Annotated in this window: 20 protein-coding genes; 4 read left to right on the forward strand and 16 right to left on the reverse strand. The window is 75.0% G+C overall.

Features of this window, described 5'->3' with window-relative positions; all coding sequences use genetic code 11:
- Positions 1-16 precede the first annotated feature (16 nt).
- The 6 genes from alaS to ABT006_RS21765 all read right to left on the reverse strand — a co-directional run bounded on the left by alaS (position 17) and on the right by ABT006_RS21765 (position 8,707).
- On the reverse strand, positions 17-2,695 hold the full coding sequence (gene alaS, locus ABT006_RS21740) for an alanine--tRNA ligase (RefSeq protein WP_350708990.1): 2,679 nt from the start codon (positions 2,693-2,695) through the stop codon (positions 17-19).
- Positions 2,692-2,997, reverse strand: a complete 306-nt coding sequence (locus tag ABT006_RS21745; RefSeq protein WP_350708992.1) for a hypothetical protein — start codon at positions 2,995-2,997, stop codon at positions 2,692-2,694. Before ABT006_RS21745 ends, alaS begins: the two co-directional genes overlap by 4 nt.
- A 24-nt stretch (positions 2,998-3,021) precedes the next feature.
- Entirely contained in the window at positions 3,022-3,483 is a 462-nt protein-coding gene (locus ABT006_RS21750; RefSeq protein ID WP_350708994.1) for a DUF948 domain-containing protein, read from the reverse strand.
- Between the two features lie 151 nt (positions 3,484-3,634).
- The gene (locus ABT006_RS21755; protein WP_350709069.1) at positions 3,635-4,255 is read right to left on the reverse strand and encodes a hypothetical protein; all 621 of its coding nucleotides are present in this window, start codon (positions 4,253-4,255) and stop codon (positions 3,635-3,637) included.
- Positions 4,256-6,903: 2,648 nt separating this feature from the next.
- Complete coding sequence (locus ABT006_RS21760; protein ID WP_350708996.1) at positions 6,904-8,418, reverse strand: replication-associated recombination protein A; 1,515 nt, start codon at positions 8,416-8,418, stop codon at positions 6,904-6,906.
- A 76-nt stretch (positions 8,419-8,494) separates the two neighbouring features.
- On the reverse strand, positions 8,495-8,707 hold the full coding sequence (locus ABT006_RS21765) for a hypothetical protein (protein WP_350708997.1): 213 nt from the start codon (positions 8,705-8,707) through the stop codon (positions 8,495-8,497).
- Between the two features lie 166 nt (positions 8,708-8,873).
- On the opposite strand from ABT006_RS21765, the gene ABT006_RS21770 reads away from it, so the two are divergent.
- On the forward strand, positions 8,874-9,614 hold the full coding sequence (locus ABT006_RS21770) for a GNAT family N-acetyltransferase (RefSeq protein ID WP_350708999.1): 741 nt from the start codon (positions 8,874-8,876) through the stop codon (positions 9,612-9,614).
- Between the two features lie 54 nt (positions 9,615-9,668).
- On the opposite strand, the gene ABT006_RS21775 is transcribed toward ABT006_RS21770, so the two are convergent.
- The 5 genes from ABT006_RS21775 to ABT006_RS21795 form a co-directional block, all read right to left on the reverse strand.
- Positions 9,669-11,090, reverse strand: coding sequence for an MFS transporter (locus ABT006_RS21775; RefSeq protein WP_350709001.1), 1,422 nt, complete (start codon positions 11,088-11,090; stop codon positions 9,669-9,671).
- Complete coding sequence (locus tag ABT006_RS21780) at positions 11,087-11,680, reverse strand: ArsR/SmtB family transcription factor (RefSeq protein WP_350709003.1); 594 nt, start codon at positions 11,678-11,680, stop codon at positions 11,087-11,089. Before ABT006_RS21780 ends, ABT006_RS21775 begins: the two co-directional genes overlap by 4 nt.
- Before the next feature lie 86 nt (positions 11,681-11,766).
- Entirely contained in the window at positions 11,767-12,582 is an 816-nt protein-coding gene (locus tag ABT006_RS21785) for an SDR family oxidoreductase (RefSeq protein WP_350709005.1), read from the reverse strand.
- A gap of 75 nt (positions 12,583-12,657) precedes the next feature.
- The gene (gene aspS, locus ABT006_RS21790) at positions 12,658-14,463 is read right to left on the reverse strand and encodes an aspartate--tRNA ligase (protein ID WP_350709007.1); all 1,806 of its coding nucleotides are present in this window, start codon (positions 14,461-14,463) and stop codon (positions 12,658-12,660) included.
- Positions 14,464-14,585: 122 nt separating this feature from the next.
- Positions 14,586-15,356, reverse strand: coding sequence for a hypothetical protein (locus tag ABT006_RS21795; RefSeq protein WP_350709009.1), 771 nt, complete (start codon positions 15,354-15,356; stop codon positions 14,586-14,588).
- Between the two features lie 167 nt (positions 15,357-15,523).
- On the opposite strand from ABT006_RS21795, the gene ABT006_RS21800 reads away from it, so the two are divergent.
- Positions 15,524-16,201, forward strand: a complete 678-nt coding sequence (locus tag ABT006_RS21800; RefSeq protein ID WP_350709011.1) for a hypothetical protein — start codon at positions 15,524-15,526, stop codon at positions 16,199-16,201.
- Between the two features lie 33 nt (positions 16,202-16,234).
- On the opposite strand, the gene ABT006_RS21805 is transcribed toward ABT006_RS21800, so the two are convergent.
- Together ABT006_RS21805 and ABT006_RS21810 are read right to left on the reverse strand one after the other, a co-directional pair.
- Positions 16,235-17,842, reverse strand: coding sequence for an MFS transporter (locus ABT006_RS21805; RefSeq protein WP_350709013.1), 1,608 nt, complete (start codon positions 17,840-17,842; stop codon positions 16,235-16,237).
- Positions 17,843-17,946: 104 nt separating this feature from the next.
- A complete protein-coding gene (locus tag ABT006_RS21810) occupies positions 17,947-18,996 on the reverse strand; it encodes a S1 family peptidase (protein ID WP_350709015.1) in 1,050 nt (349 codons plus the stop codon).
- A gap of 254 nt (positions 18,997-19,250) precedes the next feature.
- Here ABT006_RS21810 and ABT006_RS21815 point away from each other — a divergent pair, with 254 nt between their 5' ends.
- Complete coding sequence (locus ABT006_RS21815) at positions 19,251-20,081, forward strand: SGNH/GDSL hydrolase family protein (protein ID WP_350709017.1); 831 nt, start codon at positions 19,251-19,253, stop codon at positions 20,079-20,081.
- Between the two features lie 52 nt (positions 20,082-20,133).
- Here the strand turns inward: ABT006_RS21815 and ABT006_RS21820 are convergent, their stop codons facing one another.
- The gene (locus ABT006_RS21820; RefSeq protein ID WP_350709019.1) at positions 20,134-20,610 is read right to left on the reverse strand and encodes a winged helix-turn-helix transcriptional regulator; all 477 of its coding nucleotides are present in this window, start codon (positions 20,608-20,610) and stop codon (positions 20,134-20,136) included.
- A gap of 56 nt (positions 20,611-20,666) precedes the next feature.
- On the opposite strand from ABT006_RS21820, the gene ABT006_RS21825 reads away from it, so the two are divergent.
- Entirely contained in the window at positions 20,667-21,182 is a 516-nt protein-coding gene (locus tag ABT006_RS21825) for a PaaI family thioesterase (protein ID WP_350709021.1), read from the forward strand.
- Between the two features lie 206 nt (positions 21,183-21,388).
- Here the strand turns inward: ABT006_RS21825 and ABT006_RS21830 are convergent, their stop codons facing one another.
- Complete coding sequence (locus ABT006_RS21830; protein ID WP_350709023.1) at positions 21,389-22,321, reverse strand: acyl-ACP desaturase; 933 nt, start codon at positions 22,319-22,321, stop codon at positions 21,389-21,391.
- Between the two features lie 69 nt (positions 22,322-22,390).
- The gene (hisS, locus tag ABT006_RS21835; RefSeq protein WP_350709025.1) at positions 22,391-23,719 is read right to left on the reverse strand and encodes a histidine--tRNA ligase; all 1,329 of its coding nucleotides are present in this window, start codon (positions 23,717-23,719) and stop codon (positions 22,391-22,393) included.
- Positions 23,720-23,750 lie beyond the last annotated feature (31 nt).

A 23,750-nucleotide genomic window follows, 5' to 3' on the forward strand; every position in this document is an offset into this window, starting at 1 on the left:
TCGCTGCGGTCTCGCATCACGCCTCGGCGATCGCCTTCTCGACCGTGAGCAGCAGGTTCGGCGCTTCCGCCGCCGGCAGGCCGCCGCCCTGGGCCAGGTCGGGGCTGCCGCCCCCGCGCCCGGAGAAGGCCGCCTTGACCAGGTCGGCGGCGGACAGGCCCCGGTTGCGGGCGGCCGGGTTCACCGCGACCACCAGGGACGCCTTGCCGTTGGCCCGGGCCGCCACCGCGACGACCGCCGGCCGCGCCGGGTCGATCTTGCCCCGGATCTCCTGGGCGAGCGTCCGCACGTCGTTGCCGGCCGCGCCCTCCGGCGCCTCGGTGCCCACGTACGCGACCCCGCGTACGTCCTTCGCCTGCGCCGCCAGCGCCGCCGCGCCGCCGAGCACGAGCTGGGCGCGCAGCTTCTCCAGCTCCTTCTCGGCGTCGCGCAGCTGCGTCACGGTCTGCTCGACCCGGTCGGCGACCTGGTCGTTGGGCACCCGGTACAGCTCGGCGAGGCGGGACACCAGCAGGTGCTCGCGGGCCAGGAAGTGGAAGGCGTCCATGCCGACCAGCGCCTCGACCCGGCGCACCCCGGAGCCGATCGACGACTCGGAAAGGATCTTGACCAGGCCGAGCTGGCCCGAGCGGGCGACGTGGGTGCCGCCGCACAGCTCCCGCGCGTAGTCGCCGACCTCGACGACCCGCACCTCCTCGCCGTACTTCTCGCCGAACAGCGCCATCGCGCCGATCCGCCGTGCCTCCTCCAGGGAGGTGACGAAGGCGTGCACCTCCAGGTCGGCGAGGAGCACCTCGTTGACCTGCTGCTCGACGTCGCGCAGCACGCTCGGCGCCACCCCGGTGGGGGTGTTGAAGTCGAAGCGCAGCCGCCCGGGGGCGTTCAGCGAACCGGCCTGGGTCGCGGACTCGCCGAGGAAGTTTCGCATGGTCTGGTGCACCAGGTGGGTCGCGGTGTGCGACCGGGAGATGGCCCGCCGGCGGGTGGTGTCGATCTCCGCGTAGCCGGTCTCCCCCGCCCGCACCTCGCCCCGGACCACCCGGGCGCGGTGCACGATCAGGCCGGGCACCGGCTGCTGCACGTCGAGCACCTCGACCTGGCCGCCGCCGACCGTGATCATGCCGAGGTCGGGCTGCTGCCCGCCGCCCTCGGCGTAGAACGGGGTGGCGTCGAGCACCAGCTCGACCGTGTCGCCCTCGACCGCCGCCTGGCGGGGGCCGTCGACGCCGAGCACCGCCCGCACCGTCGACTCCCGGGACACCTCGCTGTAGCCGGTGAACGTCACCGGCCCGCCCGAGTCGAGCACCGACCGGTACGCCGACAGGTCGGTGTGCCCGGTCTTGCGCGCCTGGGCGTCGGCCTTGGCCCGGGCCCGCTGGTCGGCCATCAGCCGGCGGAAGCCCTCGGCGTCGACCTGGAGCCCCTGCTCGGCCGCGATCTCCAGGGTCAGGTCGATCGGGAAGCCGTACGTGTCGTGCAGCTGGAACGCCTTCTCGCCGGAGAGCGCCTGCTTGCCGGCGGTCCGGGTCTCGGCGATCGCCGTGTCCAGGATCGTCGTGCCGGCGCGCAGGGTGGACAGGAACGCGTCCTCCTCCGCGTACGCGTAGTCGGCGATCCGGTCGAAGTCGGCGGCCAGCTCCGGGTACGACGGGGACATGCAGTCCCGGGCCACCGGCAGCAGCTCGGGCAGCGCCCGCTCCTGCCAGCCGAGCAGCCGCACGGCCCGGATCGCCCGCCGCATGATGCGCCGCAGCACGTAGCCGCGCCCCTCGTTGCTCGGGGTGACCCCGTCGCCGATCAGCATCAGCGCGGTACGCACGTGGTCGGCGATCACCCGCAGCCGGACGTCGTCGGGGTGGGACTCGCTGGCGACGTGGCCGGAACGGGCGCCGTAGCGCTTGCCGGTCAGCTCGGCGGCCTTGTCGAGGATCGGCCGGACCTCGTCGATCTCGTAGAGGTTGTCGACGCCCTGGAGGATGGACGCCATCCGCTCCAGGCCCATGCCCGTGTCGATGTTCTTCGCCGGCAGGTCGCCGAGGATCGGGTAGTCCTCCTTGCCGGTGCCCGGGCCCCGCTCGAACTGCATGAAGACGAGGTTCCAGAACTCCATGTAGCGGTCCTCGTCGACCGCCGGGCCGCCCTCGCGGCCGTACTCCGGGCCGCGGTCGTAGAACAGCTCCGAGCACGGGCCGCACGGGCCGGGGATGCCCATCGACCAGAAGTTGTCCGCCTTGCCCCGACGCACGATCCGCTGGGCGGGCACGCCCACGGAGCGCCAGATGTCGTACGCCTCGTCGTCGTCCAGGTAGACCGTCGGCCAGATCCGCTCCGGGTCGAGGCCGAACCCGCCCTGCTCCTGCGACTTGGTGACCAGGTCCCAGGCGAGCGGGATCGCCCCGTCCTTGAAGTAGTCACCGAAGGAGAAGTTGCCGTTCATCTGGAAGAACGTGCCGTGCCGGCTGGTCTTGCCGACCTCGTCGATGTCGGGCGTGCGGATGCACTTCTGCACGCTGACGGCCCGCCGGTACGGCGGGGTCTGCTGCCCCAGGAAGTAGGGGACGAACTGCACCATGCCGGCGTTGACGAACAGCAGGTTCGGGTCGCTGATGGCGGGCAGCGGAGCGGACGGCACCACGGCATGGCCGTTCGCCTCGAAGTGGGCGAGGTACCGCCGCTTGATCTCCGCCGTCTTCATCGCTGGTGTTCCTCCGGAAAGATTTCTCGGTCGCCGATGCGCGGGTCCTCCCGCAACTCGGCGAACTGGTCGTCGAACGCCTCGCCCTGGGCGAACGCCTCGTGGATCTCCCGCTCGCGCTCGGCCATCCCGATCCGGACGTCCTCCACGAAGCTACGCAGCGACTCCGCCAGCCCGCCAGCGGATTCGGACAACGTGCTGGCGATGCCGGCCGGGGTGTACGACTGCGCGGTGCGGGTCGCCTTGCGGACCACGACCACGCCGACGGCCAGCCCGATGCCGAGCCAGAACAAGCGCCTCATTCCCCAGCCCTCCTGGTCGTGCCGTCAGCGGTTGCCGCGCTTGGCGGCCCGCCGCTGCTGCTTGATGGTGTCGCGTACCTCGCGCTCGGTCTCGGCGTGCCGGCGGGCGGCGGCGGCCTTGCGCACGCCGTAGCCGAAGGCGGCCACCTTGACCAGCGGGTTGGCGGCGGCGGCGGAGACGACGGCGGCCAGGTTCGCGACGTTGGCGGTGACGTTCTGCGCGTGGCTGGTCATGGTGTCGACCTTGGCGAGCTGCAGGTTCACTCCGTCCAGGGAGGTCTGCACCTGCTCCAAGGTCGTGTTCACGTTCTTCACCGTGGTGTTGACGTCGCCCAGCAGCGGCGCGGTGCGGTCGTTGAGGTCGTTGATCATGCGGGTGGTCGCGTCCACGGTGTGCCGCAGCCGCAGGATGGGCAGCGTCAGGATCAACACCAGCATCGCGAACGCGATCGCCGCGATCAGCGCCGCGACCTCTCCAAAGTCCACGCCTGTCCTCCTCAAGCAGGGGTCCCGGGGACCGGACGTCCCCGGAACGCGCGACCGTTGTGCCCACACCGCCGCCCGGCGACCCGCAGGGGCCAGCGGGGGCTGGCGGATCCGCCAGCCCCAGACCCTACCGTCCGTGAGGGAAACCGGCTCAGGACGGTGAGGGTGTCGGTTCGCCGAGCGGATCCTCGCTGAACGTCGGGAAGGGATCCTCGCCCGTGAGCGACGGGTCGATGCTCGGCTGCGGTCTGGTCCGCTCGTCGTCGATCGCGTTGCGGACCTTCACCGACACCAACGATCCGGCGCACTGCTGCGCTGCGGCCGACGGATCGGGCGACTCCACGGCCGGTGCCCCGTCCACCGGCGGCGGCGCGCAGGTCGGCTCGCGCACCCAGAGGTCGAGGGTCAGCTCGTCCCGGCGCCAGCAGGTGTAGCTCCCCTTCGGCGACTGCTCCGGGCAGCGGGTCACCTGCCACGGCCGCCAGCCGTCCTCGGTCAGCGCCCGCTCGTAGGCCTGCGCGGTCTCCTCCGGTGACCGTTCCGAGGTGATGGTGCGTTCGCGCAGCCGGCAGTCGAGCAGGCACCACCGGCTGCCGCTGACGTCGTCGACCGTCTTCGCCGCCGCCCAGCCCGGCACGTCCAGCTCGTCGAGGGTGTCGAAGACCGGGTCGCGGCTGAGCGTGCGGATGCCGAAGAAGAGCGGGATCGCGCCCAGGAGCACCACGCTGACCAGGGCCAGGACGCCCATCCGCAGCCGCCGCCGCTCGCGCATCTGCCGCCGCAGCTCGGACCGCGCGCCGCGCAGCCCGCCGGGGGCGGGGGCGTCGTCGTCGGGCGACCCCGGCTCCGCGGCCTGCCGCAGCGCCGGCCCGTCCGCCGGTCCCGGCCCGACGGCGGGAGGATCGGCGGGCGGTACGACCGAGGCGGCAGCCCGGGCCACCGGCGGCCCGCCGGCGGGTCCCGGCGGCGGCACCGGCGGGACGCCCGCCGGCTCCGGTCGCCCGGGGTCACGGGGCGGCGGCAGGGCGCGCCCGGCGGCGCGGTCCTCCGGTCCGGGCCGGGGTGCCGGGGCGGCGGCGCGGGCCACGCCGGTCGGCCCGGCCGGTCCGGGGCGGGAACCCGCGCCGGAGGTCGGCTCGGGCCGGTCCCGCCCCTCGGCGGGGGGCCGGGCGGGGCCGGGCGGATTGCCGGGCCGGGCGGGGCCGGGCGGGACCACGTCGGGTCCCGGCACACCCGCACCTGGGCGGCCCGGGCCGGGTGGCGTGTGCCCCGGCCGGCGCGGACCGGCCGGCGCGCCAGGTCCGGCGATGCCCGGGCCGGCGGTGACATGTCCCGCGGTGCCCGGGCCGGCGGTGCCGGGCGGAGTCGTGGGGGCCGGCGGTCCGCCGGCGTGGGTGGCCCCGGGCGGCATCCCGCCGGCCTCGGGGGCCCCGGGCGGCGGCACGGCGGCCCGACCCGGCGCGGCGTCGGGTCGCGCGGCGCCCCGGACCGGTCCGCCCTGGGGCACGTCGGGACGGGTCCGGCCACCCGGGCGCGGCTCGCCTTCGAGCGGTCCGGCCGACGCCGGTCGTGCGGCGCCCCGCGCCGGCGGCGGACCGGAGGGTGCGCCGTCGGCCGGTCGGGGCGGTTCGGAGCCGGGCCGGGCCCGGCCCGTCACCTGTCCGGTGTCGTCGCCGGGGACCGGCGGTCGCGCGCCGGGCCGGGCCCGGCCGGCGACGGCGCGGCCGGTCCCGGTGCCGCGCTGCTCCGAATCGGATGCCGCCGACGGGCCGCCCGGGACGGGCGGCGCCGCCGGTGGCTTGACGGTCGGCAGGGCGGGGTCGGTGTGGTGGGTGCGGCCGGCCTGCCGGAGCCAGTCGGCCGGGCGCTCCGGCCGGCCGCCCCGGGGCTCGCCGGGGGCGGGCCGCCGACGGCCCGATTCCCCCTCGCCGGGTGCCGCGCGGCGCCCCGGCCCGGCGTTCTCCCCGTCGTCCGGGCTCGCCCGGTGCCCCCGGGCACGGCCGGCCGAGGCTTCCGCACGACCGGTGGGCGGCGCCGCGGGGCCGCCGTCCGCACGACCGGGCGCTGTGGGGCCGCCGTCCGCACGGCGGGTGGGCGCGGAGGCGGGACCGCCCTGCGCGGGCGCCGACCCGACGCCGGGCGGCGCGGAGGGCGCGCCGGGCACCGGCGGGGCATTGCCGGACCGGGGTACCACCGGCTCGTCCGGCTCGGCGGCGCGGCGTCGACCGGCCGGGCCGGGGCGGCGGTCGGTCGCGTCCACGCCCGACGCGGCGCCGGGGGCGGCGGTCGGCGGGGCGGCCATCGGCGCGTTCCCGGTCGCCTCGGTCGACTGGGGGCCGCCGGCGTCGACCGGGCCGCGCCGCAGCCGACCGGCACGGGGGTCACGCTCGTCGGCCGGGGCGCTGCGCAGCTCACCGGTCGGGGTGCCGCGCAGCTCACCGGTCGGGCTGCCGCGCAACTCGCCGGTCGGGCTGCCGCGCAACTCGCCGGTCGGCGGGCCGAGGGGCGGCTGGGCGGCACCGGGTGGCGGGACGGCGACCCGGGCGGCGCCGACGGGACCTCCCGGGCGGCCGGAGGCGCCCGGCGCCGGCGCGGCACCCGGCGCGGGGGCCCGACCGGAACGCCTGCCCGGCGGTGGCGGATCCACCGGCGCCACGGCAGGCGGAGCGCCCGGAGCGCCCACCGGCGCACCCGCGGGCGGCCCGGATCGCGGGGCCCCGGCCGGCCCCGGGTGCGGGCGGACCGGCGGACCGGCGGGCGAGTGCGCCGACGGACCGGCGGGCACGGCCGGCGGGCCGAGGGGCGCACCGGCCGGCGGGCCGACGGGCGGACGCGGGCCGGGGGGCACATCGACCAACGGACCGACGGGCGGACGCGAGCCGCCCGGCGCACCGCCCTGACGGCCCGTGGCCGGGCCGCCCTGCGGGCCGGTCGGGGGGCCCGAGTCGGGTCGCGGGCGCCGGTCGGGCCCGTCCGGCCCGGGCTGCGGCCGCCCGGCCGCCGGGGCCCGGAGCGCGGACTCCGGTGCGGGTGCGGGACCGGAGGCGGGGGCCGCCGGGCCGGCCGGCCGGGGCTCCGCCGTGCCGGGCCAGGGACCGTCCGCCGGCCGGGGGCGCGGGGACTCCGCCCCGGCGCGGCGCACCGGAGGCGCGGCGGCCGGGCCGGGGCCACGGTGGGGCGGCCCGGAAGGGTCGGGAGGCGTCGGGACGCCCGGGGGCGGGGTCGGCTCCGCCCCGCCCGGCCCCAGCTCGGTGCGCTGCTGCTTGGCCGAGCGCAGGTCGTCGATCCAGCCGAACTCCTCGCCGCTGATGGGCTCCTCGGGCTCGGCCTCGGCCTTGCCCCGCCCCCAGCGGCGCCCCTTGGCGCGGGAGTCGCGCCGCTCGTCCGGGCCGTCCTCCGGTCGCTCCGAACCACGCGATCTCACTGCTGACCCTCTCCGGCGGCGTCACTGCCGCCCTCTCGCGTCGCGCCGGCGCCGCCCGTGTCCGCCGATCGGCGGCCGTTGCCCGCCGATCCGCCCGTCACCCCCACCGGTGTCTCCGGGGGCGTGGCCGGGGCCGGCAGCCCCCGCACGATGCGGCGCAGCAGCGGCAGCCGGGTGGCCACGGCCCGCTCCGCACCGTGCTGGCTCGGCCGGTAGTAGTCGGCACCGACAAGGTCGTCGGGGACGTACTGCTGGGTGACCACGCCGCGCTGGTCGTCGTGCGGGTAGCGGTAGCCCGTGCCGTGGCCCAGCCCCTTGGCGCCGGCGTAGTGCGCGTCGCGCAGCCCGCGGGGCACCGGCCCGCCTCGGCCGGCCCGCACGTCGGCGATCGCCGCGCCGATCGCGGCGGTGGCCGAGTTCGACTTCGGGGCGGTGGCCAGGTGGATCACCGCCTGGGCGAGGTTGAGCTGCGCCTCGGGCAGCCCGACGTACTCCACCGCGTGGGCGGTGGCGGTGGCGACGCTCAGCGCGGCCGGGTCGGCCATGCCGACGTCCTCGCTGGCGAAGATGACCAGGCGGCGGGCGATGAACCGGGCGTCCTCGCCGGCGACCAGCATCCGGGCCAGCCAGTGCAGCGCCGCGTCCACGTCCGAGCCGCGCATGCTCTTGATGAAGGCGCTGGTCACGTCGTAGTGGGCGTCGCCGGCGCGGTCGTAGCGCACCGCCGCCACGTCGACCGCCTGCTCGGCGGTGGCCAGGTCGATCCGCCCGGCGCCGAGCGCCGTGGCGGAGGCCGCCGCCGCCTCCAGCGCCGTGAGCGCCTTGCGCACGTCACCGGCCGCGAGGCGGACGAGGTGGTCCTCGGCCTCGGTCTCCAGGGTCAGCGCGCCGCCGAGCCCGCGCTCGTCGGCGACCGCGCGGCGCAAAAGGCCGCGCACCGCCGCGTCGTCCAACGGCTGGAGGGTGAGCAGCACGCACCGCGACAGCAGGGGTGAGATCACGGAGAAGTACGGGTTCTCGGTGGTCGCCGCCAGCAGGGTGACGGTGCGGTCCTCGACGGCGGCGAGCAACGAATCCTGCTGGGTCTTGCTGAACCGGTGCACCTCGTCGATGAAGAGCACGGTCTGCGGGCCGCCGGAGCGGCGCTGCCGGCGGGCGGTCTCGATCACCGCGCGCACGTCCTTCACCCCGGCGGTGAGCGCCGACATGGCGACGAAGCGGCGGTCGGTGGCCCGGGCCACCAGGTGCGCGATGGTCGTCTTGCCGCTGCCCGGCGGCCCCCACAGGATGACCGACATCGGCGCGCTGGCGGAGACCAGCTGGCGCAGCGGGGCGCCCGGCGCGAGCAGGTGGTCCTGCCCGACGAGCTCGTCGATGCTGCGCGGGCGCATCCGGACCGGCAGGGGCGAATCCTCCCCCACCGCCGTGAAGCCGTCCACACCGACGGAACCCGCGGGCGCGGGGGGCGCTCCGGCGGGCTCACCGAGGGAGAAGAGGGCGTCGGACTCCATCACGAGAACAGTACCGGTCCCGACCGACGACGCCGGAAGCGCGCCGTCGGGCGGGACCGCTGGTGATCGTTTACGGTCAGCCCCGGCCCGGACGCCGGCCCCGGTACCACCGGCCGCCGCCCCCGCCGCGCGGGGCGCTGCCGACCCCGGCGAGGTAGAGGGAGAGCAACAGCAGGCCCAGCATCAGCAGGGTGGACGGGTTCAGCAGGTCCGGCGCACCGAGGTTGGTGTCGAAGAGGTCGAGCAGCAGGGCGAAGCCGAAAACGATCGCCGCGAGAATGGCGAGCATGGCGTTCCTCCGGTGGGGGTTCCCAGTAGGTCGGCGCGGGATGTACCCAATCGGTCCGCTCGCCAATCTCCACGGTGGACCGCACCCGGTTCTGGCTGCCGTCCGGTGTCCGCCGACGGGAGCGGGTCCGCCGACGGGTGCACGGCGGGCGTTCTAGGCTGGCGACATGATCATCGCCGACCAGGTCCTGGAGGGGCGGGACGCCATCCTGGCGGCTGCCGACCACCACCCGTACGCCCGACACTCGCTCTGGCTCGGCGAGCAGCCGCGCGGCTGGCGGCGCGACGACGCGGTGGGTTGGCTGCTCCCGGCGGAGCACGGCCCGGCCGGCGGCGCGATCGGCGCGCCCGGGCCGGCGGTCGACGTCTTCGCCGACCTCGTCGCGCGGGGCGTGCTCCGGTCCGGCCAGTGGCTGCACCTGCCGCGGCTCGACCCGGCGGCGCTGGCCGGCCGGCTGGCCGTGGCCCGGCACGACGAGTGGGACTTCCTCTGGACCGCCGCCGCACCCCCACGCCAACCCGAGGAGGAGCGGGTGGTCCGGCTCACCGGGGCCGACCACCCGGCGCTGACGGCGCTGATCGACGAGGCGTTCCCGACCACCACCTCGCGTCCGGGCGACCCCCGGGTCGTCGACTGGTACGGCATCCGCGACGGCGACCGGATCGTCGCCTGCGGGGCGGACCGCAGCCGGGGCGACGTCGGCTTCCTCGCCGGCCTGACCGTCGCCCCCGACCGGCGCGGCCGGGGGCTGGGCGCGGCGCTGACCGCCGGGATGACCCGGGCGCTGTTCGCCCGCCACGACACCGTGGCGCTCGGCGTCTACACCGTCAACGCCGGCGCGATCCGGCTCTACCGGCGGCTCGGCTTCACCAGCACCCTGGCCCGCAGCTCGGTGCACCTGGCCTGAGCGCGCCGGCGGGCCCCTCTCCCGGGGCCCGCCGACACCCGACGCTCAGCCGCCCTACGCCGGGGCGGACGCGGCGTCCACCTCCGACCGCCCACTCACCGGCTCGACGGAACCGGTCCCCGACGCGGATCCGGCACCCGGAGCGGAGACCGGGCCGGGGGCGGCAACGGCCTCCGGAGCCGGGAGCGGGCTGGACGCGGGAACGGCCTCCGACGCGGGCACGGGGTCGGGGCCGGCCGGGGTGCGGCGGCCGGCGCGCCAGGCGGGCAGGTAGAGCGGGGCGGCGACGGCCAGCACCACGGCGCCGACGAACATGGCGGTGCTGATGCTGGTGGCCTCGGCCAGCATCATGAGCACCACCCCGCCGAGCGCCCCCGCCGGCTGGGCCATCATCGAGTTCAGCGAGAGCACGCTGGTCCGGTAGGGGCCGTCGACCTGGCGGTGCAGCAGCCCCATGTGCAGCGGGTTCGACGCGCCGTGCACGGTGTAGCAGGCGAGGTAGGCCACCAGCACGCCGACCGGGCCGGCGAACAGCCCCATGCCGACCACGGTGAGGCCCTGCAGGATCCGCAGCAGCGCGGCCCCGGGCGCCGCCCCGGGCCAGCGCAGCAGCAGCGGGGTGAGCGCGGCGCCGCCCGCCGAGGCGAGCCAGGCGGCCGAGCTCGCCGGCCCCAACAGCGCGGCGGCCCGGTCGGCGTCGCCGACCACCTCCGTGAGGCGCAGGGGCAGCAGGGACTCAAAGGTGACCATGCCGAAGCCCCAGAACAGCTCGACGGCGACCAGGGCGAGCAGCACCCGGGAGCGGCGCAGCAGTCCGACCGCCCGCCCGACCATCCGCGGCGCCTCGACGACCGACGCCCGCAGCGCCCCGGCGCCCTTCGCGGGGCGGGCCTCCACCAGCAGCACCAGCAGGGCGACCAGGGCCGCCGCCTGGAGCACGAACGCGACCAGCACCGGCACGGTGAGCGCGCTGACCGGCCCGATCGGGCCGAGCGCGACCAGACCGCCCCCGATCAGCGCCCCGGCGCTGATCGATACGCCGATGACGGTGCCGGCATGGCCGAGGCCCGGCTCGTAGTCGGCCTTCGGGTCGGCGGCCAGGGTGGCGTCGACGTACCAGGACTCCAGCGGGCCGCTGTCCAGCGCCCGGAACACGCCCTGCAACGCCCAGATCAGGAAGAACAGCGCGAACGAGTCGGCGACGGCGAACAGCGCGAGCGAGACGAGGTTGACCAGCCAGGCCACGACCAGGACCGGGCGGCGCCCGATGGCGTCGGCGAAGCCACCGGTGGGCAGCTCCAGCGCGAGGACGACCAGGCCCTGGGCGGTGGCGACGAGGCCGATCTGGGACAGCGACATGCCGCGCTCCTGCATCAGCAGGATCATCACGGGAACCATCAGGCCCATGGGCAGCCAGCGCAGCCCGTGCAGCACCAGGAAGCGCCGCCGGACCTGGCGTACGGACAGCGCGCTCACCGCTTCCCCTCCGCGCGAGGGAACGCCATCAGGAAGACGTGCACGGAGCGGGCGTCCGGCTCGGCGTGGGCGGCCGCCTCGTCGTGGTAGCGCTGCAGCACCTGCCACAGTTCGCCGTTGAGCGCCTCCAGGCGGGCCGGGCTGAGCGTCAGCACCATGTCGCTCGTGCCGGCGGCGTCCCGCCACTGCGGGGGGTGACCGGGCGCGTCGGCCATCCAGCGCTCGGCCAGCTCGACGATCTGCCGCACCTGCTCGCCCTGGATCCACTGCACCGCCGCCCGGGTGTCCGGATCGTCGTCGTAGTCGGTCGGGTCGAAGCTGCTGATATCGTGCGCCGCCCGCCACCACCGCTGGCGGCCGGTGCCCCGGTCGGGGTCCTCGGCGACCAGCCCCGCCTCGGCGAGCTGGCGCAGGTGGTAGCTGGTCGCCCCGGTGTTGGTGTCCAACTTCTCGGCCAACGCGGTGGCGGTGGCCGGGCCGTCCAGGCGCAGCGTGCCGAGCAGCCGCATCCGCAGCGGGTGGGCCAGCACGCGGACCTGCCGGTGGTCGAGCTGGACGTTGCGCAGCGCGTCCGGTGATGCGTTCTCCATGACTTGCACAATACTTGTGCACACTTCCTATGCACAATAGTTGTGCATAGGAAGTGTGCTTGAGCGGCGACGCGGACGTGGAGGCGTCAGGGAGCGAGCAGCTCGCGGATGCCGCGCAGCCGGGTCGGCAGCAGGGCGGCGGCGCGGGACGAGTCGAGGCGCACCTCGGCGGGGCGGACGAGGCCCGAGGAGGCGCTGGTGGTGGTCCTCAGCCCGGCCGGGTCGAGGCCGAACCGCGCCGCCACCAGCAGGCCCATCTCCGCCCGGCTGACCGCGTCCGGGCCGGCCACGTTGAGCGGGCCCGCGTACCGGCTGTCGACCAGGTCGAGCACGGCGGCGGCCAGGTCGGCCACGTCGACCGGGCAGCGGACCTCGTCGGTGAACAGGGCGGCCCGCCCCGCGAGGGCGTCGAGGCAGAGCCGGATCTGCTTGCTCCGCTCGTCGCCGACGATCAGGGAGGTACGCACCAGCGCCGCGCCCGGGTCGATCGCCCGCACGGCGGTCTCGGCCGCCGCCTTCGCCGCCCCGTACGGGAAGACCGGGCTGGGCGGCTCGTCGTCGGCGTACGGCTCGGGGCGGCCGGCGTGCAGCGCGTCGCTGGACAGGTGCACCAGCCGCGCCCCCGCCTCGGCGGCCGCGTACGCGACGTGCGCCGCCCCGTCGGCGGTCACCGTCCACTCGGCGTACCGGTAGGGGGTGCTGACCACGGCGTCGGGGCGGACCCGGGTGACCAGCTCGCGCACGGCGGACCGGTCCGTCACGTCCAGGCGGCGCGCCTCGACGCCGGGCACCTCGACCCCGCCCGAGTGGTACGTCCCGACCACCCGCTCCCCCGCCGCGACCGCCTGCCGGCAGACCTCACCGCCGAGGTACCCGCTGGCCCCCACCACGAGCAGCGTCACGCCGCCCCCCTTCAGCCGGCGATCGCGGGTTCGCGCCCGTCACGATGCGAACCCGCGATCGTCAGGTGTCCGCGATCAGGTCGGGTCGGCGACCGGGGCGGCCGGGCCGGCCGTGCCGGTGTGCGCCGCCGCCGGGGGCTTCGGCTTGGCGTCGATGCCGGCCTCGGTGCGCTGCTGCGCGGTGATCGGCGTCGGCGCGCCGGTCAGCGGGTCGAAGCCGCCCCGGGTCTTCGGGAAGGCGATCACCTCGCGGATCGAGTCCGCGCCGGCGAGCAGCATGCAGACCCGGTCCCAGCCGAAGGCGATGCCGCCGTGCGGCGGGGCGCCGTACTTGAACGCCTCCAGCAGGAAGCCGAACTTGTCCTGCGCCTCCTCGGGGGTGATGCCGAGCAGGTCGAAGACGCGCTGCTGCACGTCGCCCCGGTGGATACGGATCGAGCCGCCGCCGATCTCGTTGCCGTTGCAGACGATGTCGTACGCGTAGGCCAGCGCCCGGTCCGGCGCCTCCTCGAACCGGTCGACCCACTCCGCGTTCGGCGAGGTGAACGGGTGGTGCACGGCCGTCCAGCCGCCCTCGTCCGTACGCTCGAACATCGGCGCGTCGACCACCCAGCAGAACGCCCAGGCGCTCTCGTCGACCAGGCCGGCCCGCTTGGCGATCTCGATCCGGGCCGCGCCGAGCAGTTCCTGCGCCTCCCGGGTGTTGGCGCTGGCGGCGAAGAACACCGCGTCGCCCGGCTTGGCGCCGACCGCGTCGGCCAGCCCGCCCAGGTGCTCGGCGGAGAGGTTCTTCGCCACCGGCCCGCGCGCCTCGCCGGTCTCCGCGTCGAGCACCACGTACGCGAGGCCGCGCGCGCCGCGCGCCTTGGCCCAGTCCTGCCAGCCGTCCAGCTCCTTGCGGCTCTGGGCCGCCCCGCCCGGCATGACGACCGCGCCCACGTAGCCGCCGGCGTCGATGGCCCCGGCGAAGACCCGGAACTCGGTGCCGCGCAGATAGTCGGTCAGCTCGGTCAGCTCGACGCCGTAGCGCAGGTCCGGCTTGTCGGAGCCGTACCTGGCCATCGCGTCGTGCCAGGTGATGCGCGGGATCGGCCGGGAGATCTCGTGGCCGGCCAGGTCCTTCCAGAGCGCCGAGACGATCGCCTCGCCGAGGTCGATCACGTCGTCCTCGGTGACGAACGACATCTCGATGTCGAGCTGGGTGAACTCCGGCTGCCGGTCGGCGCGGAAGTCCTCGTCCCGGTAGCAGCGGGCGATCTGGTAGTACCGCTCCATGCCGCCGACCATCAGCAGCTGCTTGAACAGCTGCGGCGACTGCGGCAGCGCGTACCAGCTGCCCGGCTGCAGGCGCACCGGCACCAGGAAGTCGCGGGCACCCTCCGGGGTGGACCGGGTCAGCGTCGGCGTCTCGATCTCCAGGAAGTCCCGCTCGTGCAGCACCGCGCGGGCGAGCTGGTTGGCGCGCGAGCGCAGCCGCATCGCCTTCGCCGGGCCGCTGCGGCGCAGGTCGAGGTAGCGGTAACGCAGCCGGATGTCGTCGCCGGCCTCCACCTGGTCGTCCACCGGCAGCGGCAGCGGCGCCGCCTCGGAGAGCACCTCCAGCTCGGCGGCGGTCACCTCGATGTCGCCGGTCGGCAGCTCCGGGTTCTCGTTGCCCTCGGGCCGGCGGGTCACCTCGCCGGTGACCCGGACGCAGAACTCGTTGCGCAGCGCGTGCGCGTCCTCCTCGCGGAACACCACCTGGACCACGCCGGAGCCGTCGCGCAGGTCCACGAAGATCACGCCGCCGTGGTCGCGCCGGCGGGCAACCCAGCCGGCGAGCGTCACCGTGGTGCCGGCGTCCGTCGCGCGCAGGCTGCCGGCGTCATGGGTACGGATCACGACTCGCGTCTCCTCATCTGCGGTACACCGTTACCCCTGGCATTCTGTCAGCCTTCCCCGGAGCACCGTTGCGGGGTGAGGAAGGCGGGGACGGCCACCGCCGACGCGGACGCGCTTCCGCCCTACAGCGGGATGTCCCAGGCCCGCACGGTCACCACCACCGTGCCGTCGTCGCCGACGTCGGTGACCTGCAACAGGGCCATCTTCCAGGTGTCGCCGCGCTCCTTCGCATCACCCAGGGAGGTCTTGATGCAGATCGCCACGCCCTTGCGGGCGGGGACGTTGATGTCCGGGCCGATGGGGCCCTTGTCGATCCGGTCGTTGCAGTCGGCGGCGCCGAGCGAAGCGCTGTCGACCTGACTGCCCTTCGTGCCCCTGGTCAGGTTGAAGTACGACGAGTTGCCCCCGCAGCGGGCGGTGAACCGGATCTCCTCGCCGTCGCTGACCCGCACCTCGGGCTTGTCGAGGTCGATGTCCACGTAGCTGTCGCAGCCCGCCCGCAGGGTGAGTTCCTCCCCGACGTACTTGTCGGTGTAGCGGGTCTGCTGGTTGAGTGACGGTTCGCCGCTCCCGCCGGGCGTCGGCCCGGACGGCGACTCCGCCCCCGTCTGTTCCGGAGCCGGCGTGGTCGACTCGTTCGTCGGCTCGCCCGGGCCCGGCGGCGGGTCGAGGGGCCGCCCCGCGCCGGCCGCCCGGGCGATGTCCCGGGCGTCGTTGGCCTGGTCGAGTGCCCGTAGCGACAGCGCCGTGGCCAGCAGCCCCAGGACGAGGGCCAGCACGGCCGCGCCGGCCGCGACCAGGGGCCAGCGGCTGCCGCCGCTCGACTTCGGCGCTCCCGGACCGGCCGGGCCGGAGGACGGCGACACCGGGGCGCCCTGCTGGTCGGAGGTCATGTCGTGGCTCCTCACGTCGGGACGGTCATCGGCCGGACACGGGGCGCATTTATCGCAGAAAGTTGTCAAGATCGCTGTCGGCAACCCGTCACCCAACGGGATCACCTCGTCACGGGTGAGCCGGGATAATGAACCACCCCCACCGATCTTGCGCAGGTGAGACCCCCATGACCGAGCCGGTGACCGGCGCGGATTCCGCCCGCCGACGGCGGGGGTTGACCCCCGGCGAGAAGATCGGCGCCGCGATCGGTCTGGCCAGCCTGCTCGTCGCCGTGCTCGCCTGGCAGTGGCCCCGGCAGGGCCAGGGACCAGCGGCCACGCCACCGCCCAGCCCCAGCCTGGCCACGACCGGTGCCACCGCCGCGCCACCCGTCGCCACCACCTCCGCGGCCCCCACCGGATCCGCCGGCCGGACGTACCTCGACACGCTGACGCCCGAGACCGGCGGGCCGTACCTGCAACCGTTGCCGCGCGCGCTGACCGGTCGCTCCGACCTGCCGCATCCGGTCGTGCTCTCCTGCCCGACCAACGACGGCGAGGACCGGAGCCGGTCGGTCAGCTACCCGCTCAAGCGTCGCTACCTGGACTTCTCCGCCAATTTCCGGGCCTGGTACCCGCCGGATGAGGACCCGGAGTCGGCCGTACGGATCAGCGCCGTGGTGACCGTCCGGGAGCCCGACGACACCCTGACCCGACAGCCCCGGCCGGGCCGGACGACGACGATGTCCCGACCGGCGCAGCCGCTGTCGTTCACCGTGGAGGGGGGCGACCTGCTGACGCTGACCGTGGAGTGCGACTTCGGCGGGGGCGTCGCCGTCCTCGCCGACGCCGGCCTCAGCCGCTGAGGCGGGCGGCGGACCGGCTGGTCCCGCGACCGGTCAGTCGCGCGGGTCGGCGGGGAGCAGGTGGTTCACCACTATCTCCCCGACGGTGAGCGTCCGGGCGCGTTCCTCCACCCCGCGGTCGGCGCCGGTCAGCCGCCCGCCGTGCTGGCGCAGGTGCTCCTCCCAGGACGGCACCTGGTAGACCTCGACGAAGCCGTGCTCCCGCTCCCCCGTGCGGTACAACCCCCAGCGCATCGCCCCGGTACGCCGCCGCGACCGCCCCACCAGCCGCATCGCCTCGACGAACTCCGCCTGCCGCTCGGGCGGCACCGTGTAGGAGACGGTCACCAGCACCGGCCCGGTACGCGGGTCGGCGGGCAGCGTCAGGTGCGGCTCCGGCCACCACACCGCCGGATCGCGGTCGACGCCCCGGGTGTCGCGCAGCGGCCAGAGCGGCACGGTCGCCGCGCCGACCGCCATCGTCCCGGCGGCCACGGCGAGCGCGACCACGAGGTCGGTCACCTCGCCGAGCGCGCCCCAGGCGACCGCCCCGAGCGCCTGCCCGCCGGCGAAGACCATCTGGTACACCGAGAGCCCGCGGGCGCGTACCCAGCCGGGCAGGAAGAGCTGCATCGCCGCGTTGACGCTGGACAGCACGGTCATCCAGGCCATCCCGGCGGGCACCAGGGCCAGGGTGACCGGCACCGGCCCCGGCGCCAGGGCGAGCACCGCCAGGACGGCGGCGTAGACCAGCCCGGCCAGCAGCAGCAACCGGCTGGTGGTGAGCGACTGCCGGATCCGGGGCAGCACGAGGGCGCCGGCCACCGCGCCGACGCCGAGGGCGGCCAGCAGCACGCCGTACCCGCCCGCGCCGAGGTGCAGGCGGCGGCTGGCGACCAGGGGCAGCAGCGCCCACAGGGCACTGCCGGGCACCACGAACAGCGCCGCCCGCAGCAGGATCCGGCGGACCACCGGCGAGTGCCGCACGTACCGGCCGCCGGCACGCAGCGCCGCCGTGAACCGCTCCGGCATGTCGTCGCCGTCGGGCCGTGCCGGCCGCCAGCGCAGCAGGGCCAGCGCGAAGACGGCGAACGACACCGCGTTCACGGCGAAGACGGTGGCGACGCCGGCCCGGGCCACCAGCACGCCGGCCACCGCCGGCCCGACCGAGCGCGCCAGGTTCACGCTGATCGACCCGAGCGCCGAGGCCGAGACGAGCTGCGACCGGGGCACCAGTTCGGGAATGACCGCCTGCCAGGCCGGCAGGGTCAGCGCCTGGCCGACGCCGAGCGCGAAGGTCAGGGTGAGCAGCAGCGCCGGCGGCATCCGGTCGGCGGCGGTGAGGCCGGTCAGCAGGACGCCGACGGCCGCCAGGAAGCACTGCACCCCGATCAGCAGGCGGCGACGGTCGAGGGTGTCGGCCAGCGCGCCGGCGGGCAGGGCGAGCAGCAGCACGGGCAGCATGCTGGCGGTCTGCACGAGCGACACCAGCGTCGAGGCGTTGGCCTCGTCGACGAGCAGCCACTGGGCGCCGACCGTCTGCATCCAGGTGCCCACGTTGCTGGCCAGCACCGCCAGCCAGAGGCTGCGGAACGCGGCGAGCCGCAGCGGGGCCCAGGCGGAGGGGGCCACGTCGGCGGGCGAGGTCGCGGGGGCGTTCACCGACCGGAACGTACCCCGGCCGGCCCGGTCCAGTCCGGCGAACCGGGCCGGGGCACACGCGAGCGGGCCGCCGGATCACCCGGCGGCCCGCTGCCGTGCGATCGTCAGTAGACGCTGACGCCGTAGCGGCTCAGCGCCTCGGTGACCGGCTGGAAGTAGGTCGTGCCGCCCCAGCTGCAGTTGCCGCTGCCGCCGGAGGTCAGGCCCAGGGCGGTGGAGCCGCTGAACAGCGAGCCGCCGCTGTCGCCCGGCTCGGCGCAGACGTTGGTGCGGATCAGGCCGGAGACCGAGCCCTCGGCGTAGTTCACCGTGGCGTTGAGCGCGGTCACCGAGCCGCCGCGCAGGCCGGTGGTGCTGCCGGAGCGCTGCACCGACTGGCCGACGTACGCGTTGCCGGCGGCGGTGATGTCGCGGTAGCTGCCGTTGTAGAGGGAGACGTTGCCGGGCTGGGCGGTCGTGCTGCTGTAGCGCACGATGCCGTAGTCGTTGCCCGGGAAGCTGGTGCCGGCGCGGGCGCCCAGGTAGGCGGTCTGCGACGAGTTCGAGTACCAGCTCGACGAGATGTTGGTGCAGTGCCCGGCGGTCAGGAAGTAGTAGGTGCTGCCGCTGCGGACGTTGAAGCCCAGGGAGCAGCGACCGCCGCCACCGGCGTAGATGGCCTGGCCGCCGGAGATCCGGGTGCTCAGCACGCCGGCCTCGGCCTCGATCCGGATGGCGCCGTTCATCCGCGCGGCGGCGGCCTTGACGCGCTCGAGCTTGGCGCCGGTCACGGTGCTGTCGACGGAGACGACGACCTGGTTGGTGGCCGGGTCGGTCCACCAGGCGGTGCCGGGGATCTTCGCGGAGCGGTCCAGCTCGGCGGTGGCCCGGGCCAGCTCGCCGGCGCCGCGCTTGACGATCTTCGGGGTCGCGCCGGCGGCGGCGACCTGCCGGGCGGCGAGCGCGTCGGTCACGGTGACGACCATCTTGCCGCTGGCGTCGGCGTACGTGCCGGCGGACCGGTCGCCGAGACGCTCGGCCAGGCCGGCGGCGGCGTCCGGAGAGGCAAACGCGGGCGCGGCCTGGGCGGGCGCGCCGATCAGCGAGCCGGCGACCAGGGCTCCGGCGGCGGCGATGGTGGCGGCGCGACGGAGCGAGGACCTCGTGGGTCGCATGCAACAACCTCCAGGGAGGGGACGACTGGCCCCCCGTCGGGGCGAGGGGCCGGGACCATGCCGGCCGATCTGGGGCAATCGGCCGGACTGACTGAAGTATTCACATATTTAAGATCGTAGGCAAGACCCAGCTTTGTCCTTTTCGCCCCGGCTGCGGCCGTCACCAGTCCGAAACATTGTGGACACAGACGTCCGTCTATACGCTCTGTTCACCGCTCCACCACCCTCGGCACCCGCCACCCCCGGAGGCCACCGTGAACCTCATCCGACGGATGCTCGTCCCCCTCGCCGCAGTCACCGCCCTCGTCCTGCCGGCCGCCACCCCGGCCGCCGCCGACCCGGGCCCGCCCCCGACCTCGATGGCCAGCCTCGGCGACTCGATCACCCGCGGCTTCAACGCCTGCGGCTGGTACAGCGACTGCACCTCCCGGTCCTTCAGCACCGGCGACTACTCGACGGTGAACAGTCACTACCTGCGCATCCGCGCGACCAACGCGGCCATCGACGGTCGCAACCACAACGACGCGCGCAGCGGCGCGAAGTCCGCCGACATGTACGGCCAGGCCGGCACCGCCGTCAGCCAGGGCGTCGGCTACGTCACCATGCTGATCGGCGCCAACGACGCCTGCACGAGCACGGAGGCGGGGATGACCTCGGTGGCCACCTACCGGGCCAACATCGACGCCGCGCTCAACCGCCTCAAGTCCGGGCTGCCCAACGCCCGGGTGCAGCTGATCAGCGTGCCGGACATCCACCGGCTCTGGTCCGTCGGCAAGGACAGCGGCAGCGCCCGCAGCGCCTGGTCCCTGTTCGGCATCTGCCAGTCGATGCTCGCCAACCCGACCTCCACCGCCCAGGCGGACGTCGACCGACGCAACCGGGTACGCCAGCGGGTGGTCGACTACAACACCCAGCTCGCCCAGGCCTGCGCGGCGTACGGCCCGAACTGCGACTTCGACGACAACGCCGTGTTCGGCTACCCGTTCACCCTCAGCCAGCTCTCCAGCTGGGACTACTTCCACCCCAACACCAGCGGGCAGCAGGTCCTCGCGAGCGTCTCGTACGCCGCCGGTTTCGGCTGGTAGCGCGCGGAGCCGACGCGCGGGCGGCGACCACCGTCCGCGCGTCGCCGCGCGCTCACCCGACGCGGCGGCGCGCCCCGGGCCCCGGGCGCGGCACCACGTCGCGGGGCCGGGCCACCTCGTGGCCGCGCTCGCAGTGCAGCTCGACGCGCACCTCGGCGCCGCAGTCGCGGTGCGCGACGGTCAACGGCGAGCCGGCCGGGTCGGCCAGGTAGCGGTCGCCCCAGCCGAGGACGGCGACCAGCACCGGCCACAGGTCGAGCCCCATGTCGGTCAGCCGGTACTCGTGGCGCACCCGGCTGCCCGGCTCGCGGTAGGGCTCGCGCCGCAGCACGCCCCGCTCCACCAGCATCGCCAGCCGGTTGGTGAGCACCTGCCGGGGGATGCCGGTGCGGACGCGCATGTCGTCGAAGCGGCGGATGCCGTTGAAGACCTCGCGCAGGACGACCAGCGTCCACCGCTCGCCGAGGACCTCCATCGCGCGGGCGATCGTGCAGTTCTCGATCGACCAGTCCAGTGCCGCGGGCCTCATGCCCACCAGGCTAAGTCTGATTGACAGACTCAGCAACGCACTGCCAGGCTGAGTCCATGACACAGACGCAGGACCCGGCGCGCAGCCGCACCTTCTCCTGGTCCGACCCGGGCATCAACGTCGCGCACCTCGGCCGGCGCAGCGGCCTAGAGCTGCTCCGCGCGATGATCGCCGGGGAACTCGCGGCGCCGCCGATCATGCACCTGGTCGACATGTCCCGGATGGAGGCCGACGAGGGCCGGGTGGCCGTCGAGCTGGTCCCCCAGGAGTTCCACTACAACCCGCTCGGCACCGTGCACGGCGGGGTCATCTCCACCCTGCTCGACACGGCGGCGGCCTGCGCGGTGCACACCACGCTGCCGGCCGGGATCGGCTACACCTCGCTGGACCTGAACGTGAAGTTCCTGCGCCCCGTCACCGTCGCGAGCGGCACCCTGCGCTGCGAGGGCACCGTGCTACAGCGTGGCCGCCGCACGGCGCTGGCCGAGGCGAGACTGCTCGACGCCAGCTCCCGCCTCGTCGCCCACGCCACCTCGACCTGCCTCCTCTTCCCCCTGGATCAACCCGCCTGACCACCCCACCCCCCGCCCCTCGACGCGCCGATCTTGCACTTTCGGCCCGCGACACGCCGCAGTCGCGGCTTTCACCCCGGCGCGAAGCGCAAGATCGGCGAAGCGGGAGCAGGGTGCGAGTGGGAGAGACGCTCCGGGCGTGGTCGTCGTCGAGAGAGCCAGCGACGGCCACGTCCGGAGCCCCGGCGGCCGGGACGGGCGGCGGGTCAGCGGGCGGCGAGGCGGGCGGCGCGGGCCGCGCGCTTCTCCTCGAAGCGGGACGCGGCGCGCTCCAGGTCGTCGAGGTGGGCGGCGATCTGGTCGCGGGCGGCCTCGCCGTCGGCGTCCAGGCCGGTCACGTTGAAGACGTCCCACTGGCGCAGCACCGGGACGACCACCTCGTCGCGGTGCTGGCGCAGGTCGTAGATGCCGGCGAGGGCGATCGCCACGGACTTGCGGGCGAAACCCTCGATCCCGTTGCCCGGCATCTGGAAGTCGGACACCACGTCGGCGACCGCCCGCATCGCCTGGCCGGGCGCCAACTCGAAGGCCGCCGCCAGCAGGTTGCGGTAGAAGACCATGTGCAGGTTCTCGTCGGCCGCAACCCGGGCGAGCAGCGCCTCGCAGGCCGGGTCGCCGGTGACCCGGCCGGTGTTGCGGTGCGAGATCCGGGTCGCCAGTTCCTGGAACGAGACGTACGCCAGCGAGTGCAGCACCTCGTCGTCGTGGACGTTCTGGTAGCCGGCGGACATGTGCGTCATCCGGGCCCGCTCCAGGGCCACCGGGTCGACCGCCCGGGTGACGGTCAGGTAGTCGCGGATGGCGGTGCCGTGCCGCCCCTCCTCGGCGGTCCACCGGTGCACCCAGTTGCCCCAGGCGCCGTCCCGACCGAAGAGAGTGGCGATCTCGTGGTGGTACGAGGGCAGGTTGTCCTCGGTCAGCAGGTTGACGATGAGCGCGGTGCGGGCGATGTCGGGGATGGTCGAGTCGGTCTCCGCCCACGCCTCGCCGCCGAGCGGCCCGTCGAAGGTGCGCCCCTCGCTCCACGGGACGTACTCGTGCGGGAACCACTCCTTCGCCATGGACAGGTGCCGGTCGAGGTTCTTCTCGACGACGGGCTCCAGTTCGAGGAGCAGAGCGGTCTGGCTGAGCACGGTCACGACGATCTCCCTACGGTGGCGTAACTTACGCTACCGTAGGTCCGATCGTCCGTACGCGCCAGTAGCGTCTCAGCTGACCAGCGGCTTGAGGTCCGCCCGGAGCGGCGTCCACTCCCCCGCCGCCGCCGCGACCTGCTCGCCCGAGCGAATGTCCTTCACCTCGTCGGCGGCCCCGTCCGCCCCCGGGAACCAGACGTACGGAATGCCCCGCCGCTCGGCGTAGCGGATCTGCTTGCCGAACTTCGCCGCGCTCGGCGACACCTCCGTCGGCACGCCCCGCCGACGCAGCGCCTCGGCCACCCGGTTGCTGACCGGCCGCTGCTCCTCGCTGGTCACCGCGACCAGAACGCAGGTCGGCACGTCCCGCGACACCGACAGCGCGCCGGCGCCGAAGAGCAGCCCGAGCAGCCGGGTCACCCCGATCGAGATGCCCACCCCCGGGAACCGGGCGGCGCCGGAGCTGGCCAGGTTGTCGTAGCGGCCGCCGGAGCAGATCGAGCCGAACCGCTCGTAGCCGACCATCTGCGTCTCGTAGACGGTGCCGGTGTAGTAGTCCAGGCCACGCGCGATGCGCAGGTCGGCCACGCACAGCCCCGGGGAGTGCTCGGCGGCGGTCTCGACCACCCGGACCAGTTCCTCGATCCCCTCGTCCAGCAGCGGGTCGGTGACGCCGAGGGCACGGACGGCGTCGGCGAAGGAGGCGTCCGGGGCGGAGATCTCCGCCAGCGCCAGGCACGCCTTGGCCTGCGACTCGCTCGCCCCGGCGGTCTCGGCGAGCAGCTCGGCCACCTTCGCCGGGCCGATCTTGTCGAGCTTGTCCACCGCGCGCAGCGCCGCCTCCGGGTCGGTCAGGCCGATGCCCCGGTAGAAGCCCTCGCAGATCTTGCGGTTGTTGACCTGGATCCGTACCGGCGGGATCGGCAGCGAGCGCAGCGCGTCGCCGATCACCAGCGGCATCTCCGCCTCGTGGTGGGCGGCCAGGGTGTCCCGGTCGACGATGTCGATGTCCGCCTGGAGGAACTCGCGGTAGCGCCCCTCCTGCGGCCGCTCACCCCGCCACACCTTCTGGATCTGGTAGCGGCGGAACGGGAACTGCAGCTTGCCGGCGTTCTCCAGCACGTACCGGGCGAACGGCACGGTCAGGTCGAAGTGCAGGCCGAGCGCGTCGTCCCCGGTCGGGCCGTCGGCGTCGGCCTGCAACCGCCGGATCAGGTAGACCTCCTTCGAGGTCTCCCCCTTGCGCAGCAACTGGTCCAGCGGCTCCACCGCGCGGGTCTCCAGCGGCGCGAAGCCGTACAGCTCGAAGGTGTCCCGGATCCGGTCGAGGACGTACTGCTCGATCATCCGCTGGGCGGGGGTCCACTCCGGGAAGCCGGAGATGGGCGTGGGCTTGCTCATGATGCTCCGTTCGCAGACCCGCGCGGTCCGC

It is taken from the genome of Micromonospora sp. NPDC002717 (assembly GCF_040295705.1).
Lineage (GTDB): Bacteria > Actinomycetota > Actinomycetes > Mycobacteriales > Micromonosporaceae > Micromonospora.

Coding starts and splice junctions, on each gene's coding strand:
- alaS (WP_350708990.1), bottom strand. CDS start 2,695: ATGAAGACGGCGGAGATCAAGCGGCGGTACCTCGCCCACTTCGAGGCG.
- ABT006_RS21745 (WP_350708992.1), bottom strand. CDS start 2,997: ATGAGGCGCTTGTTCTGGCTCGGCATCGGGCTGGCCGTCGGCGTGGTC.
- ABT006_RS21755 (WP_350709069.1), bottom strand. CDS start 4,255: ATGCGCGAGCGGCGGCGGCTGCGGATGGGCGTCCTGGCCCTGGTCAGC.
- ABT006_RS21760 (WP_350708996.1), bottom strand. CDS start 8,418: ATGGAGTCCGACGCCCTCTTCTCCCTCGGTGAGCCCGCCGGAGCGCCC.
- ABT006_RS21765 (WP_350708997.1), bottom strand. CDS start 8,707: ATGCTCGCCATTCTCGCGGCGATCGTTTTCGGCTTCGCCCTGCTGCTC.
- ABT006_RS21770 (WP_350708999.1), top strand. CDS start 8,874: ATGATCATCGCCGACCAGGTCCTGGAGGGGCGGGACGCCATCCTGGCG.
- ABT006_RS21780 (WP_350709003.1), bottom strand. CDS start 11,680: ATGGAGAACGCATCACCGGACGCGCTGCGCAACGTCCAGCTCGACCAC.
- ABT006_RS21795 (WP_350709009.1), bottom strand. CDS start 15,356: ATGACCTCCGACCAGCAGGGCGCCCCGGTGTCGCCGTCCTCCGGCCCG.
- ABT006_RS21800 (WP_350709011.1), top strand. CDS start 15,524: ATGACCGAGCCGGTGACCGGCGCGGATTCCGCCCGCCGACGGCGGGGG.
- ABT006_RS21810 (WP_350709015.1), bottom strand. CDS start 18,996: ATGCGACCCACGAGGTCCTCGCTCCGTCGCGCCGCCACCATCGCCGCC.
- ABT006_RS21820 (WP_350709019.1), bottom strand. CDS start 20,610: ATGAGGCCCGCGGCACTGGACTGGTCGATCGAGAACTGCACGATCGCC.
- ABT006_RS21825 (WP_350709021.1), top strand. CDS start 20,667: ATGACACAGACGCAGGACCCGGCGCGCAGCCGCACCTTCTCCTGGTCC.
- hisS (WP_350709025.1), bottom strand. CDS start 23,719: ATGAGCAAGCCCACGCCCATCTCCGGCTTCCCGGAGTGGACCCCCGCC.